The sequence below is a fragment of the Pseudomonas sp. AU11447 genome (genome assembly GCF_001672555.2).
Taxonomy (GTDB): domain Bacteria; phylum Pseudomonadota; class Gammaproteobacteria; order Pseudomonadales; family Pseudomonadaceae; genus Pseudomonas; species Pseudomonas nitroreducens.
The window spans coordinates 34,853-49,060 of the sequence record NZ_LZDG02000066.1 but is presented as its reverse complement, the minus strand read 5'-3'; the positions used below and the strand labels follow the sequence as shown (position 1 = coordinate 49,060).

At 65.9% G+C, this 14,208-nt stretch carries 12 protein-coding genes; 8 read left to right on the top strand and 4 right to left on the bottom strand.

Annotation, left to right across the window (positions count from 1 at the left end):
• Complete coding sequence (locus A6723_RS23700; RefSeq protein ID WP_233298999.1) at positions 1-714, bottom strand: WbqC family protein; 714 nt, start codon at positions 712-714, stop codon at positions 1-3.
• Positions 715-1,136: 422 nt separating this feature from the next.
• Between A6723_RS23700 and A6723_RS23695 the strand changes: the two genes are divergently transcribed.
• The 5 genes from A6723_RS23695 (at position 1,137) to A6723_RS23675 (ending at position 5,109) form a co-directional block, all read left to right on the top strand.
• Positions 1,137-1,919, top strand: a complete 783-nt coding sequence (locus A6723_RS23695; RefSeq protein ID WP_024762699.1) for a class II aldolase/adducin family protein — start codon at positions 1,137-1,139, stop codon at positions 1,917-1,919.
• Positions 1,919-2,824, top strand: a complete 906-nt coding sequence (locus A6723_RS23690; protein ID WP_054910124.1) for an alpha/beta fold hydrolase — start codon at positions 1,919-1,921, stop codon at positions 2,822-2,824. The genes A6723_RS23695 and A6723_RS23690 overlap by 1 nt, the downstream gene beginning before the upstream one ends.
• A gap of 72 nt (positions 2,825-2,896) precedes the next feature.
• On the top strand, positions 2,897-3,190 hold the full coding sequence (locus A6723_RS23685) for a hypothetical protein (RefSeq protein WP_024762701.1): 294 nt from the start codon (positions 2,897-2,899) through the stop codon (positions 3,188-3,190).
• Positions 3,191-3,302: 112 nt separating this feature from the next.
• The gene (locus tag A6723_RS23680; protein WP_024762702.1) at positions 3,303-4,214 is read left to right on the top strand and encodes an SDR family oxidoreductase; all 912 of its coding nucleotides are present in this window, start codon (positions 3,303-3,305) and stop codon (positions 4,212-4,214) included.
• Between the two features lie 124 nt (positions 4,215-4,338).
• Positions 4,339-5,109, top strand: coding sequence for a crotonase/enoyl-CoA hydratase family protein (locus A6723_RS23675; RefSeq protein ID WP_054910123.1), 771 nt, complete (start codon positions 4,339-4,341; stop codon positions 5,107-5,109).
• 182 nt (positions 5,110-5,291) lie between these two features.
• On the opposite strand, the gene A6723_RS23670 is transcribed toward A6723_RS23675, so the two are convergent.
• The 3 genes from A6723_RS23670 to A6723_RS23660 all read right to left on the bottom strand — a co-directional run bounded on the left by A6723_RS23670 (position 5,292) and on the right by A6723_RS23660 (position 7,974).
• Positions 5,292-5,639 (bottom strand): cupin domain-containing protein, encoded by a 348-nt coding sequence (locus A6723_RS23670; RefSeq protein ID WP_045210828.1) that lies wholly within the window; start codon positions 5,637-5,639, stop codon positions 5,292-5,294.
• Between the two features lie 46 nt (positions 5,640-5,685).
• Positions 5,686-7,107: an FAD-binding oxidoreductase gene (locus A6723_RS23665; RefSeq protein WP_054910122.1), complete on the bottom strand. Its 1,422-nt coding sequence runs from the start codon at positions 7,105-7,107 to the stop codon at positions 5,686-5,688.
• A gap of 114 nt (positions 7,108-7,221) precedes the next feature.
• The gene (locus A6723_RS23660) at positions 7,222-7,974 is read right to left on the bottom strand and encodes a helix-turn-helix domain-containing protein (RefSeq protein WP_371914070.1); all 753 of its coding nucleotides are present in this window, start codon (positions 7,972-7,974) and stop codon (positions 7,222-7,224) included.
• 304 nt (positions 7,975-8,278) lie between these two features.
• Between A6723_RS23660 and A6723_RS23655 the strand changes: the two genes are divergently transcribed.
• The 3 genes from A6723_RS23655 (at position 8,279) to A6723_RS23645 (ending at position 14,208) form a co-directional block, all read left to right on the top strand.
• A complete protein-coding gene (locus tag A6723_RS23655) occupies positions 8,279-10,090 on the top strand; it encodes a DUF1302 domain-containing protein (protein WP_054910120.1) in 1,812 nt (603 codons plus the stop codon).
• A gap of 22 nt (positions 10,091-10,112) precedes the next feature.
• Positions 10,113-11,483: a DUF1329 domain-containing protein gene (locus A6723_RS23650; protein WP_054910119.1), complete on the top strand. Its 1,371-nt coding sequence runs from the start codon at positions 10,113-10,115 to the stop codon at positions 11,481-11,483.
• A 196-nt stretch (positions 11,484-11,679) separates the two neighbouring features.
• The gene (locus tag A6723_RS23645) at positions 11,680-14,208 is read left to right on the top strand and encodes a LuxR C-terminal-related transcriptional regulator (RefSeq protein ID WP_054910118.1); all 2,529 of its coding nucleotides are present in this window, start codon (positions 11,680-11,682) and stop codon (positions 14,206-14,208) included.

Sequence of the window (14,208 nt, the reverse complement as noted above, 5' to 3'; positions counted from 1 at the left end):
TCAGCTGAGCTCGTAGGCATCGAGCATGCGCGAGGTGTCGGCGGGGGAGTTGAACATCATCACGTCGATGATCGACAGGCCGGCCTCGAAGGTCGGCCGCTTCTGCTCGTAGGGCACCAGCTTGGGCTCCTGGAAGCGCAGCGTCAGCCCGGCAGCGTCGTACTTGCGGCGGTCGAAGAAGCTCTGGCCGCCCGGCGGGTTCCAGTATTCCTCCACGCTGCCCAGTGCCTTGCAGATGTTCAGCGCCCATTCGTCCGGCGCTTTCGGGCGCTCCATCGGCAGGTCCATGCGCGAAAGCACCGGCATCTGCCGGGGGAAGCCCAGGTAGGCGCAGGTTGCCTCCAGGGTGGTCTTGTTCAGCGAGACGATGTCCTCGAACGGATGGTCCAGGGAGGCGGCGATCATCTCCCGTACGTCGCGGTAGTAAGGGGCCACCTTGCGGTACACGTCGAGCTGCGAGAACAGGCTGCGCCGCCAGTCCTGGCGGTTGTCCAGGCGCACGTCCTTGATCAGCGTCTCGCGGTGGTGCTTGATCCGTGGCACGCGGATGTACAGCCAGCCGTCCTGCTGCTTGAGGATGCGGTTGCGCTCGATCCAGCCGTGATGGATGTACTGCACGGTATCGAACAGGACGAACAGGTCGGTGTGCTTGATCAGGCTGAAGTAGCCCAGGTAAGGAAAGAAGTAGGGCTGCATGATGGCGGTTCGTTTCACGTCGGCTGCCTCGTTGGCCGAACTGGAGTCTCCTCCCGACTCCCAGGTACTACTGCGGAATGGTGCCAAAGATATTGCGAAATGTTTCCAGGTGGACCGAAAGCGCCGGATCAGGCGTCGGGGGCAGGGCGGCAAACGGGCACGCTTCCGCCAGCCCGGACCTGCGATCTGGCTGCCGCGCTGTCTGGATAGCGCCTTTGGAAGGAGTTGCCGGCGCGCCGGGTCCCGCTGGCGCCGCTCAGTGCAACTTCGCCCACTATAGGTGGTGAGACTCGCCGCGCAAGGCGGCTCATCGGTCCGCGCTTATGGGGGAACATTCGCCAGACAGTGACAGAGCCAACTGTCAGTTCCGTGACAGTCGCTTCGCCGCGCTGCTGACTAGACTGCGCCATCGAACAACAACAACGAAGAGGCTACCGACCATGCACGCCGCTCATCCGCTGCCCACCGTGAACGTCAAGGACCAGGTCTCCGCCGCCGAATGGCAGACCCGCGTGGACCTCGCCGCCTGCTACCGCCTGATCGCCCTGCAGGGCTGGGACGACCTGATCTTCACCCATATCTCGGCCAAGGTCCCCGGCACCGAGGATTTCCTGATCAACCCCTACGGCATGATGTTCCACGAGATCACCGCGTCGAGCCTGGTGAAAGTGGATGCCTCGGGCAAGAAGCTGATGGACAGCCCCTACGACATCAACCCCGCCGGCTACACCATCCACAGCGCCATCCATGATGTACGTCACGACGTCGCCTGTGTCCTGCACACCCACACAGCCGCCGGCATCGCCGTCTCGGCGCAGAAGCAGGGCCTGCTGCCGATTTCCCAGCAGTCGCTGTTCGTCCTTTCCAGCCTGGCCTACCACGGCTACGAAGGTGTTGCGCTGAACCATGACGAGAAGGCGCGGCTGCAGGCCGACCTGGGCGAAGCCAACTTCATGATCCTGCCCAACCATGGCCTGCTGACCTGCTCCGCGACCATCGCCGACACCTTCTTGATGATGTTCACCCTGCAGCGCGCCTGCGAGATCCAGGTGCTGGCCCAGGGCGGCGGCGCCGAGCTGATCATGATCCCGCAGCAGATCCTCGATGGCGCCCGCGCCATGGCAGCAGCCGTCACCAAGAGCAAGCAGGGCATGGGCGGCGCGCTGGCCTGGCCGGCACTGCTGCGCAAGCTGGACCTGCAGAACCCCGGCTACCGCGACTGATGGCGCTGGCCGGCATCACCCTGCGCGACTGGCGCGCGCAGGGCTGCGACTTCACCTTCCGTGGCCACCCGATTAGGTACTGGAGCGCCGGCAGCGGTGCTCCGCTGCTGTTGATCCACGGATTTCCCACGGCATCCTGGGACTGGCACTTCCTCTGGCAGCCACTGGCCGAGCGCTACCGGGTTATCGCCTGCGACATGCTCGGCTTCGGCGACTCCGCCAAACCCACGGGGCACGACTACCGCATCCTCGAACAGGCCGACCTGCAGCAGTCGCTGCTGGAACACCTGGGTGTGCAGGAACCGGTGCACCTGCTGGTGCACGACTACGGCAACAGCGTCGGCCAGGAGCTGCTGGCGCGTCACGAAGAGGGGGCTTTCAAGCTGGCTTCGCTGGCCTTCCTCAATGGCGGGCTGTTCCCGGAGACCCATCGCGCCGTGCTGTCGCAGAAACTCCTGCTCAGCCCGCTGGGTGGCTTCTTCGGCAAACTCTTCGATCGCCGGCGACTGGCGCAGAACTTCGCCAAGGTGTTCGGCCCAGGTACGCAACCGTCCGAAGCGGAGCTGGATACCTTCTGGGAACTGATCCGCCACAACGACGGGCCGAAGGTCATGCACCGGCTCATCCACTACATCCTCGACCGTCGCGAACATCGTGAGCGTTGGGTCGGGGCGATGCAGCGCACCCACGTGCCGCTGCGGCTGATCGACGGACCGGAGGACCCGATCTCCGGCGCGCACATGGTGGTGCGCTATCGCGAACTGATACCGCATCCCGATACGGTGGAGTTGCCCGGGATCGGCCATTACCCGCAGGTCGAGGCGCCGGAGCAGGTACTGCAGCACTATCTGGCCTTCCGACAGGATCGTGCCGAGCAGGTACGGACTGATCCGCCCGTAGATTAGGAACTGGCTGATAGGCACACTCTGAGTGGCAGCGGTAGCTTCCCCGGCTTTGTTCCGCCGGAGGCCGCTGACATGCCACTCAGATCCGTCATTCCCGTCCGCCAGCCGCAAGGCTCGCTGCGCTACCGGGTGTTGTTGCACATGCGCCAGGACTTCGTCTGGATCGCCATTCCGCTGCTGTTGTTGCTGCTGGCGGCCAGCGCGGCCGGTTGTTACTACGCCTGGCTCCTGCAGCACTGGGCGCCTGCCGCTGGCGCTGCGTTGGCGATGCTTGCGGCGGTGGGGCTGGTGCTGTTCTGGAGCGAGTACGACTGGTGGCTGTTCAAGCTCGGCCCGCGTGGCAACCTGAACATGCCCATGCGCTGACGGATCATCCCCTGGCCTTATCGGGCACCATTCAGCCGCGGTCGTCTTGGTTGTGACCGGATCGTGACTGCCGGACACTTGATGAAAAACCATCCTGTCTGGAGCCCCAATCATGAGTGATGCCCTGCACTTCGACGGAAAAGTCGTGATCGTTACCGGAGCCGGTGGCGGCATCGGCCGTGCCCACGCCCTGCTGTTCGCCAAGTACGGCGCCAAGGTGGTGGTGAACGACCTGGGCGGCAGCACCCATGGCGAAGGCGCCAATGCCTCGGCCGCCGACCGCGTGGTCGCCGAAATCCGCGAAGCCGGTGGCATCGCCATCGCCAACCACGACTCGGTGACCGACGGCGAGAAGATCGTTCGCCAGGCCGTCGAGGAATTCGGCCGTATCGACGTGGTGGTGAACAACGCGGGCATCCTGCGCGACAAGACCTTCCACAAGATGGAAGACGCCGACTGGGACCTGGTCTACAAGGTCCATGTCGAGGGCGCCTACAAGGTGACCCGTGCCGCCTGGCCGTTCATGCGCGAGCAGGGCTATGGCCGCGTGATCTTCACCTCGTCGACCTCCGGCATCTACGGCAACTTCGGCCAGAGCAACTACGGCATGGCCAAGCTCGGTCTCTACGGCCTGACTCGCAACCTGGCCATCGAAGGCCGCAAGAACAACATCTTCGTCAACGCCATCGCCCCCACAGGCGGCACCCGCATGACCGAAGGCCTGATCCCGCCGCAGGTATTCGAGCAGCTCAAGCCCGAGCTGGTCAGCCCGCTGGTGGTGTACCTGGGCAGCGAGGCCTGCCAGGAAACCTCCGGCCTGTTCGAAGTGGGTGGCGGCTGGATCGGCAAGGTGCGTTGGGAGCGCAGCCTGGGCGTGGGCTTCGACCCGCGCAAGGGCTTCAGCGTCGAGGACGTGGCGGCCAACTTCGCGCAGATCTGCGACTTCGAGAATGCCGCGCATCCGAAGGACAACGTCGAGGCGCTGCGCGAAATGATGGCGAACCTGCAGAAATACGTCAGCTGATCCGGTCAGCCTGACCGGCGGAACCGCCAGCGGGGCTGTTCCGGGGCGGTGAACGCAGTAAGGTGAAAGGGCCGGCTGAATGCCGGCCCTTCGCTTTTCCGCTTCCAGGCTCGAGGAGTTCGCCATGAGCGTGATAATCCAGAAGAACGGCCCGGTGACCACCCTGGTCATCGCCCGCCCTGCGGTGCGTAACGCTGTGGACCTGCCCACTGCCCAGGCGTTGGCCGATGCCCTGCGCGAGTTCGAGCAGGACGAGGAAGCCCGCGTCGCCGTGCTCACCGGTGCCGGCGGAACATTCTGCGCAGGTGCCGACCTTGGGGCGCTGGCGGAGGATGGCGAGCGGCGCAACCGACTGGAAACCGAAGGCGACGCTCCCATGGGGCCGAGCCGGATGCAGCTGTCCAAGCCATTGATTGCCGCCATCGAGGGCTACGCCGTGGCTGGCGGCCTGGAGCTGGCGCTGCTGGCGGACTTGCGGGTGATGGCCGAGGACGCCGTTTGCGGTGTGTTCTGCCGGCGCTTCGGCGTGCCGCTGATCGATGGCGGCACTGTGCGTTTGCCACGGATCGTCGGCCAGGGCAGGGCGTTGGACCTGATTCTCACCGGCCGCCCGGTGGGCGCCCAGGAAGCCTTCGCCATGGGCCTGGCCAACCGCGTGGTGGCCAGCGGCACGGCGCTGGAGGCGGCGGAAGAGCTGGCGCGGGAGATCGCCGACTTTCCGCAGCGTTGCATGCTGGCCGATCGGGCGAGCGTGTTCGCGCAATGGGAGCTGTCGTTCGACGTGGCGTTGGCCAACGAATTCCAGGGTGGAATGGCGGTGATCGAAAGCGGCGAGACGGTGGACGGGGCGAAGCGCTTTGCCGGCGGAGCGGGGCGGCACGGGGAGTTCGGATAGGGATTCTGACGGTAGGAGCGAGCTTGCTCGCGAACCCGATCAGTTGTGGTGCTGCCGGTAAATCCGTTCGCGAGCAAGCTCGCTCCTACAGATACCGGCTGATACCGCGTTGCGCATTGATCCGGGCAGTTGGGGCGAGGGAAAGCCCGTGCACCGGCCCTCCCATCGCACCAACAGGCCGATCAGTCGCGCTCGATGATCACGTAGGTCTTGCGCGTGGTTTCCTGGATGTCCCAGATACCGAGGCTGTTCTGCGGCAGCAGGAAGGCGTCGCCGGCCTGGAAGGCGATCGGCTCGCCGCCGTCCGGGGTGAAGGTGCCGCGGCCGGAGATGAAGTGGCAGAACTCCTGCTCGACGATCTGGCGGCGCCAGCGGCCGGGGGTGCATTCCCAGATGCCGGTTTCCACGCCGTCCGGACGCTCGATGGACTCCACGCGGGTCTCGGAAATCGGCTCGCCCAGGGGCACGGCGACCGGGTTCGCCTCACCGAGTTGAGCGTGCAGGGTGTCTTTCAGGTGGGTCAGTTTCATACGGGGCTCCAGTGGGGGCTTTCTATCCAGGGGTGGGGCCGGCGGATCAGCCGACCTTCCAGGTCATCAGGTTTTCCATGGTCGCGGCGACCTTCTCCGCCAGCCGGCGGCGCCAGGGCGCGCTGTTCGGGTTGGCCAGCACGTCATCCTCGTGCACGAAGCTGCGGATGATGGCGTTGTAGCCCAGCCAGCGGCAGGGTTCCGGCTCCCAGCCGCGCAAGCCGTCCTGCACGCTGCGGTCGTTGATGACCCAGGGCTGGCGGGTGAGGGCGCTGTCCTGGCCGAGGATCAGGTCGGCCAGCGTGCGGCCGCCCAGGTTGGTGGCGCCGACGCCTTCACCGCCGTAGCCGCCGGCGAGGGCGATGCCGTTGCGGCGGTCGATCAGCATATGCGGGTGGAAGCGCCGCGACATGCCCAGGTTGCCGCCCCAGGTGTGGGTGATGCGCACGTCCTTCAATTGCGGGAACAGTTCGCTGAACAGGTAGCGGCGCAGCTCCACTTCATCATTGGTCAGGCTGAAGTCGTTGCGCAGCTTGCCGCCGAAGCGGTAGCCGCCACGGGCGCCAAAGGCCAGGCGGTTGTCCGGGGTGCGCTGGCCGTAGGTGACCTGGCGGCTGAACTCGCTGAAGGCCTGGCCCTTGTCGAGGCCGATCTCCGCCCAGACCGATTCGGGCAGCGGCTCGGTGGCCACCAGCAGGCTCTGCACCGGTAGCTGGTAGTTGCCCAGCGGGGGCAGGTCGGCAGCGTAGCCTTCGATGGCCGGCACCACCCATTGCGCTTTCAGTTCACCCTGCTCGGTGCGCAGCAGGCCGGGTGCCCAATGCGTGACGCGGCTCTTCTCGAAAATCTGCGTACCCTGGCGTTCAACCGCGCGGGCCAGGCCACGCACCAGCTTGGCCGGGTCGATGGTGGCGCAGTGCGGGGTGTGGATGGCGCCCAGCGCGCTGGGAATGCGCAGCTGTTCGGCCAGCTCGCTCTTGCTCAGCCAGCGGTAGTCGTCCTCGGTCAGGCCTTCGCTGTGCAGATGCTTGAGGTAGTCGCGCAGGCGGGTTTCCTGCTCCGGGTAGCGCGCGGCGGTGTAGAGCACACCAGCCTTGCGGTAGTCGCAGTCGATGCCTTCGCGGTCGAGGACGCGGGCCACTTCATCGGGGATGTCGTGCAGCAGGTCGTAGGACGCGCGGCGCTGCTCGGGCGACAGGCCGGCGAGCAGGCGGTCTTCGCCGAGCATGTTGCCCATCAGCCAGCCGCCATTACGACCGGATGCGCCGAAGCCGGCGGTCTCGGCCTCGACGATGGCGATCTTCAGCTGCGGCGCGCGCAGCTTCAGGTAATAGGCGGTCCACAAACCGGTGTAGCCGGCGCCGGCGATGGCCACATCGACGTCCAGGGTGCCCTGCAGGGATGGCCGCGGGACGAGATCATCGTCCAGCTGGTTCATCCACAGACTGATATGACGCCATGCCGACATAGACGACTCCAAAAGGAAGAAGGGGGGAATGTCGGCAAGCCTAGATTTGGCGCGGGGTTCTGTCGTGCGCGCGGGTACGCGAGGATTGCTCGCGTACCCGCCGGCAGGGGCGCATCAGGCCTCTGCCTGTTCCTCGCGCAGGCGTTTGAGGTACTCGCGGGGGGACTGGCCGGTCTGCTGGCGGAAGCAGCGATAGAAGGCCGAGAGCGAGTTGAAACCGGCGGAGAAGGCCAGTTCGTCGATGCGCGAAGGCAGCGGCGGGCGCAACTGGCTGAGCAGGTGGGTCAGGCGGGTCTGGTTGACGTACTGGTAGAAGCTCAGCCCCATCACCTGGTTGAGCAGGTAGGAAATCTGGTTGCGCGTGTAGCCGGTGGCCGTGGCCACCTGGGTCAGGTCCAGGTCCGGTGCCAGGTAAGGCTGGCTCTTGCTGAAGTAATCCTCCAGGTCGCTGGCCAACTGGCTGAGCTGGCGCGGCGAGAGGCCCAGGCGGCTGGTGGCCGGACGCGGGTCGATGGCCTGTGGACGGCTTTCGCCGCCTTCGCGCACGACCGAAGCATATTCGTTGATGCGCCAGATCAGGCCGTCGCGCACGGTGATCGCTTCGCTGGAGTGGAAGGTCGCCAGGCGGCCGCTCAGGGTGACCGCGATGCGGTACTGGATGAAGGCGGTGTCGCCGTCCACGCGGATGCGGTCGATGTGGTCGAGGAACTCTTCCGGGCGGCTGGGCATGGTGGCCTGCACGTAGTCGCGCAGGTCGGTGTAGCCCAGGGTGCGGTTCTGGAAGAAGTCGTTGTACTGCACCTGCGGGTGATACAGCGCGAGCACCGCTTCGAGGTCGCGGTGCTTCCAGCACTGGTGGTAGCGCAGCACCACCTCGCGGGTCTGCTCGGTGAGGTGGCTGTCGGTCGGGCGTTGGTCGATGGCATGCATAGGGGGCTAAGAATGCCCCAGACGGCGCTTCTCGGGTAGTGGCAAAGCACCTGCCGGGTGCAACGCACTATCCATCGTCTCGATGATCCGTCATCGCCTGCGCCAATATCGCCCGCCAGAGCCCATGGCAGAGGGGGGATTCACTCTTTCGGGCGACACGCCAAATACCACCTTGGAGCGCTTACTCCCCGTCAGGTCGCTCAGTAGGGTAAGGCCACCTAGACACCGTCAGGAGAGCCGCATGACAACAAAAACAAGGCGCGGATTCTTCCAACCGCAACTTCTCGCCACCGCTGTCGCCCTGGGATGCGCCACCCAGGCTCAGGCAATCAACTTCAATATCGGGGAAATCGAGGGTCAGTTCGATTCCAGTCTGTCCGTGGGGGCCAGCTGGAGTACCCAGAGTCCGAAAGAGGATCTGATCGGGGCTGCCAACGGCGGCCACGGCATGACCCAGACCAACGACGATGGCCGGCAGAACTTCCGCAAGGGCCATACCTTCTCGAAGATCTTCAAGGGCATCCACGACCTGGAGCTGAAGTACGGGGACTTCGGCGTCTTCACTCGGGGCAAGTACTGGTATGACTTCCGTCTGAAGGATGAAGGCGTCGCCTTCAAGGACCTTTCGGACGACGGCCGCAAGGAAGGCGCCAAGGCTTCCGGCGCCCAGTTGCTCGACGCCTTCGGCTACTACAACTACGCGATCGCCGATATGCCCGGCACCGTGCGCCTGGGCAAGCAGGTGGTGAGCTGGGGTGAGAGCACCTTCATCGGCAACAGCATCAACACCATCAACCCCATCGACGTCTCCGCCTTCCGCCGTCCCGGTTCGGAAATCAAGGAAGGCCTGATCCCGGTGAACATGCTCTATCTGTCGCAGAGCCTGACCGACAGCCTGTCCGTCGAAGGTTTCTACCAGTTGGAGTGGGACCAGACGGTGCTCGACAACTGCGGCACCTTCTTCTCCACCACCGACGTGGCGGCCGACGGCTGCAAGACCAACTACAACATTCTCGACCCGGCCACGGTCAACTCGCTGAACGCACCGGCGACCAAGGCGCTGCTCAATTCCCTGGGCGTCACCGTCACCCCCGAAGGCCTGATGGTGCCGCGCGGCGCTGACCGCGATGCACGCGACTCCGGCCAATGGGGCCTGGCCCTGCGCTGGCTGGGCAGCGATGTGGAGTACGGCGCCTACGCCATGAACTACCACAGCCGCACGCCCATCGTGAGCATGAAGAACGCCGGCACCGCCGACATCGGCAACGTGCTCCGCGCGCTGTCCGTGCCGGGTGGTGCAGCACTCGCACAACCGCTGCTGCTCGGTCGCGGCAATTACTTCCTCGAGTACCCGGAGGACATCCGCCTCTACGGCCTGAGCTTCTCCACCACCCTGCCCACCGGCACCGCGTGGAACGGCGAGATCAGCTACCGGCCGAACATGCCGCTGCAACTCAACACCACCGACATGACGCCGTTGCTCGCCACTACCGTGGTCGGCGGTTTCACCTCCGGTGGGGCGGCTGGTGCGCTGGCCCAGGCCAACCAGATCAGCCACGGCTATGTGCGCAAGGAAGTGACCCAGGCACAGACCACCTTCACCCACTTCTTTGACCAGACCATGGGCGCGGACCGCGTCACCCTGGTGGGCGAAGTCGGCATGACCTACGTCGGCGGCATGACCGACGAAGTCGGCGAGCGCTACGGTCGCGACTCCGTCTATGGCGTCCCGGAGAACGCCACCGCACGTAACGAGTACGGCAGCGGCGGCTTCTACACCTCGTCCTCCTGGGGTTATCGCGCCCGCGCCATCTGGGACTACAACAACGTCTTCGCCGGGGTGAACCTCAAGCCGAACATCGCCTGGTCCCACGACGTGCACGGTTACGGCCCGGTCTTCAACGAAGGCAGCAAGGCGGCCAGCGTCGGCATCGATGCGGACTACCAGAACACCTACACCGCGAGTCTGAACTACACGAACTTCTTCGGCGGCGATTACAACACCATCGTCGACCGGGACTTCCTGTCGCTCAGCTTCGGCGTGAACTTCTGACCTGCCTGCTCAAGGAATCGACATGAGAACGACAAGAATCCTCCAATGCGGCGCGCTGGCCCTGAGCCTGCTGTCCTGTGGCGTGATGGCGGCGGTGTCCGCCGACGAAGTGGCCAAGCTGGGCACGACCCTGACGCCCATGGGCTCGCAGAAGGAAGGCAACGCCGACGGCAGCATCCCGGCCTGGACCGGCGGCATCTCCCGCACCGCCGGCAAGCTCGACGGCAAGGGCTTCCTTTCCAACCCCTTCGCCGATGAAAAGCCGCTGTTCACCATCACCGCGCAGAACGCCGACCAGTACAAGGACAAGCTTTCCGCCGGCCAGTTGGCGATGTTCAAGCGCTACCCGGATACCTACAAGATCCCGGTATACAAGACCCACCGCACCTTCGCGCTACCCGACGACATCTACGCCGCCATCAAGCGCAGCGCCGAATTCGTCCAGCCGATCAATGACGGCAACGGTCTGGAGAACTTCGAGAAGAGCCGCTACTACGCCTTCCCGCTGCCCAAGAATGGCGTGCAGGCGCTGTGGAACCACCTGACCCGCTACCACGGCGGCAACATCTCCCGCTCGGTGGTTCAGGTCGTGCCGCAGACCAACGGCAGCTATACGCCGATCCGCTTCGAGGAATCGATCGCGGTGCCGCAGAACATGGGTGACCAGGATGTCAGCAAGACCGGCAACATCCTCACCTACTTCAAGCAGCAGGTAACGGCGCCGGCGCGCCTGGCCGGTAACGTCCTGCTGGTGCACGAGACCCTGGACCAGGTGAAGGAGCCGCGCCTGGCGTGGATCTACAACGCCGGCCAGCGCCGCGTTCGCCGCGCCCCGCAGGTTGCGTACGACGGCCCGGGCACCGCCTCGGACGGCCTGCGCACCTCGGACAACTACGACATGTTCTCCGGCGCACCGGACCGTTACGACTGGAAACTGGTGGGCAAGCGCGAGATGTACATTCCGTACAACAGCTACCGCCTGAACTCGCCGGAGCTCAAGTACGACGACATCGTCAAGCCGGGCCACATCAACCAGGACCTGACCCGTTACGAACTGCACCGCGTGTGGGAAGTGGTCGGCACCCTGAAGTCCGGCGAGCGCAACATCTACGGCCAGCGCCACTTCTACCTCGACGAGGACAGCTGGCAGATCGCGGTATCCGAGCTGTACGACGGTCGCGGCCAGCTGTGGCGCGTCGGTGAAGGCCACGAGATGACCTTCTACACCGAGCTCGCCACTGGCTACGCCGCCGAATCGCTGTACGACATCCTCGCCGGTCGCTATGTCACCTTCGGCCTGAACAACGAAGAGAAGCGTGGCTATCAGTTTGGCCAGAAGGCCAGCATGGCCGACTTCACCCCGGCGGCACTGCGTAACACCGGCGTTCGCTGAAGTAACACTCCGCTCCTTGGCCCCGGCATCCCTCGTGGATGCCGGGTTTCTTTTTTTTGTGCTCCGGCCAAGCGGCGCGCCTCTACTTCGGGCCTGAGCGCAGTCTGCGCTATACCGTCCCATGAATCTGGCTGATGGTCCTTTGCCCGCTCTGCCCAGCGGCATAGTCTGGCCTGCAAATGGCCGGAAGAAGCCCATGTCGACAATCGCCCAGCACAGCGCGGCGCTGCCTCGCCTGCCCCGCCAGCACCTGCCCCGCGAACGGCTGCATGCCAGCCTGAGTGCCACCGAGTGCCGCCTGCGCCTGCTGGTGGCGCCGCCCGGTTGCGGCAAGACGGTGCTGATGAGCGAATGTGCACGCCTGGCACCGGCGGGAACTCGCGTGGTCTGGCTGGGGCTTGGGGGCCGGGCGTTGCAGCCGGAGCAGTTCTGCGAGCGGCTGGGCGAGGCACTGGGCGTGCCCTGGGCCGGCGAGGCGGCACTGGCGAGCTGGCTGGAGAACGCCAGCGAGCCGGTCTGGCTGATGCTCGATGACTATCCCCGCGCACCCGATCCCGCTCTCGACGACTGCTTCGACCGCCTGCTTGCTGTCGCTTCTCCGCTGATCGGCTGGTGGCTGGCCAGCCGCCGTCGCCCGGCCTGCAACCTGACCCGCCTGCTGCTCGAAGGCGAGCTGCTGGAGCTGGGGGCCAGCACCCTGGCCCTGACCCAGGGCGAGCTGGACGCCTACCTGCAGACCGCTGGCCTGGAATGGCCCCAGGCCCAGCGCCAGGCGCTGCAGGACGCGACCCATGGCTGGTTCGCCGGCGTGCGCCTTCGCCTGCTCAGCCTGGGCAATGAGCCCATCGCGCCTTGCGCTACCCAGGTCGCCGAGACCGGCAATGGCTTGCTGCAGGATTACCTGCAACGCGAAGTCCTCGCGAGCCTGCCGGCGGAGCTGGCGGAGACGCTTTGTGGCCTCGCGCAGATTGCCCGCTTCAACCGCGAACTCTGCGATTACCTGTTCGATGAGCCCGGCCTTGGCCTGGACGGTCTGCAAGCCTGGGGCGTGCTGATCGAAGCGGTGGACAACACCCAGCACTGGTTCCAGGTGGCGCCCATGCTCGCCACGGCGCTGGCCAGCCTGTCACGCTGGCCGGCGGCGACCCTGCACCGGCGCGCCTGCCAGTGGTTCACCCAGTGCGGGGAGATCCACTCGGCGTTCGAGCACTCCCTGTACGCCGAGCAGCCGGATGTCTCCGCCAGCCTGCTGCAGCGCCTGACCGAAGAGCAGCTCTTGCACGGTCGCAATGTCGAGCGTGTGCTGCAACTGCGTGAGTCGCTGCCCGAGGAGCTGCTGTGCAGCACCCCGCGCCTGCTTATCCTTAATGCGTGGACCCTGTTGTTCGTCGGTCGCCTGGATGATGTGGAAGCGCTGCTGACCGGTTTCGATCGTTTCCTGCCGATGCCCGGCGAGCACCGCCAGCGTGCGCTGATCGCCCAATGGCAAGGGCTCAACGGCATGCTTACCCACGCCCGTGGCCTGCGTGGCTCCCGCGAGCAACTGCGCGAGGCACTGGCGCACCTGCCGGAGGAGGCCTGGGCGCAGACCCTGATCTGCCTCTCCGCGCTGACCCAGCAGGCCCAGGCCGAAGGGCGCCTGGCCGAGGCACGGCTGATCAACCGCGAGGCGCTGCGGCGAGCGCGCCTGCAAGGCAGCACCACGTTCGAAGCGCTGCTGGAACTGGACCGCGCCCAATGGCTGGAGCAACGCGGCGAACTGCAGCGCGCCGATGCGCTGCTGGCGCGGGTGCAGGAATACCTCGACGAGATGCGCATCACCTGCAACGCCATGGCCGGCCGTGTCGCGCTGCGCCGCGGCTGGCTGTGCCTGCGCCAGGGGCGTGACGACGAGGCCCGCGAACTGTTCATTGCCGGGTTGAACGAAACCCGCCGCAGCCAGGACCCGAGCTCGATCTACGGCTTCACCGGCATGGCCTGGCTGGATGCGCTGGACGGCGACACCGACGGCGCCTTCAGTCGCCTGCTCGAGGTCGAGCGGCTGATGCAACTGCAGCATGTGCCGGAACCCATCTACCGCGGCCCGCTGCTGCTCGCCAGCGGCGCGTTGAACCTGCGGCAGAACCGGGCGGGCCCGGCGCGGGAAGTCCTGCAACGCGTGGCCGCGCGCTACCGTACCGACTCCCTCTGCCCGCCAGCGGCGGCGCCGGACCAGATCCTGCGGGTCGAACACCACCTGGCGCTGGCCGAGCTCTACGACGGCGACGTGGATGCCGCGCAGCAGAGGCTGCTGGCAATGCTGCCGGACCTGCTGCGCCAGGGACGCAACACCCTGGCCTGCGACGTCTGGCTGGCGCTGGCCGAAGTCCATTTCATCGCCGGCAGCCTGGACGAGGCGCGCGGCGCGCTGGACGAGGGCGTTGCCCTGGCCCAGCGTTTCGGCCTGCTCTCCACCCTGCGCGACACCCAGCGCCGCCAGCCGGGCCTGTTCGGTCTGCGCCCGCATGCCGGCGAGATGGCCCCGCACAACCTGCTGAGCCTGCGTGAGCTGTCGGTACTGGAATTGATCGCCCGAGGGTGTTCGAACCTGGAAATCGGCGAGCGGCTGTACATCTCCCTGCACACGGTGAAGACCCATGCACGCCGGATCAACGGCAAGCTCGGCGTGGAGCGGCGCACCCAGGCGGTGGCGCGGGCGAAGGAACTGGGGCTGCTGAAGGTCTGA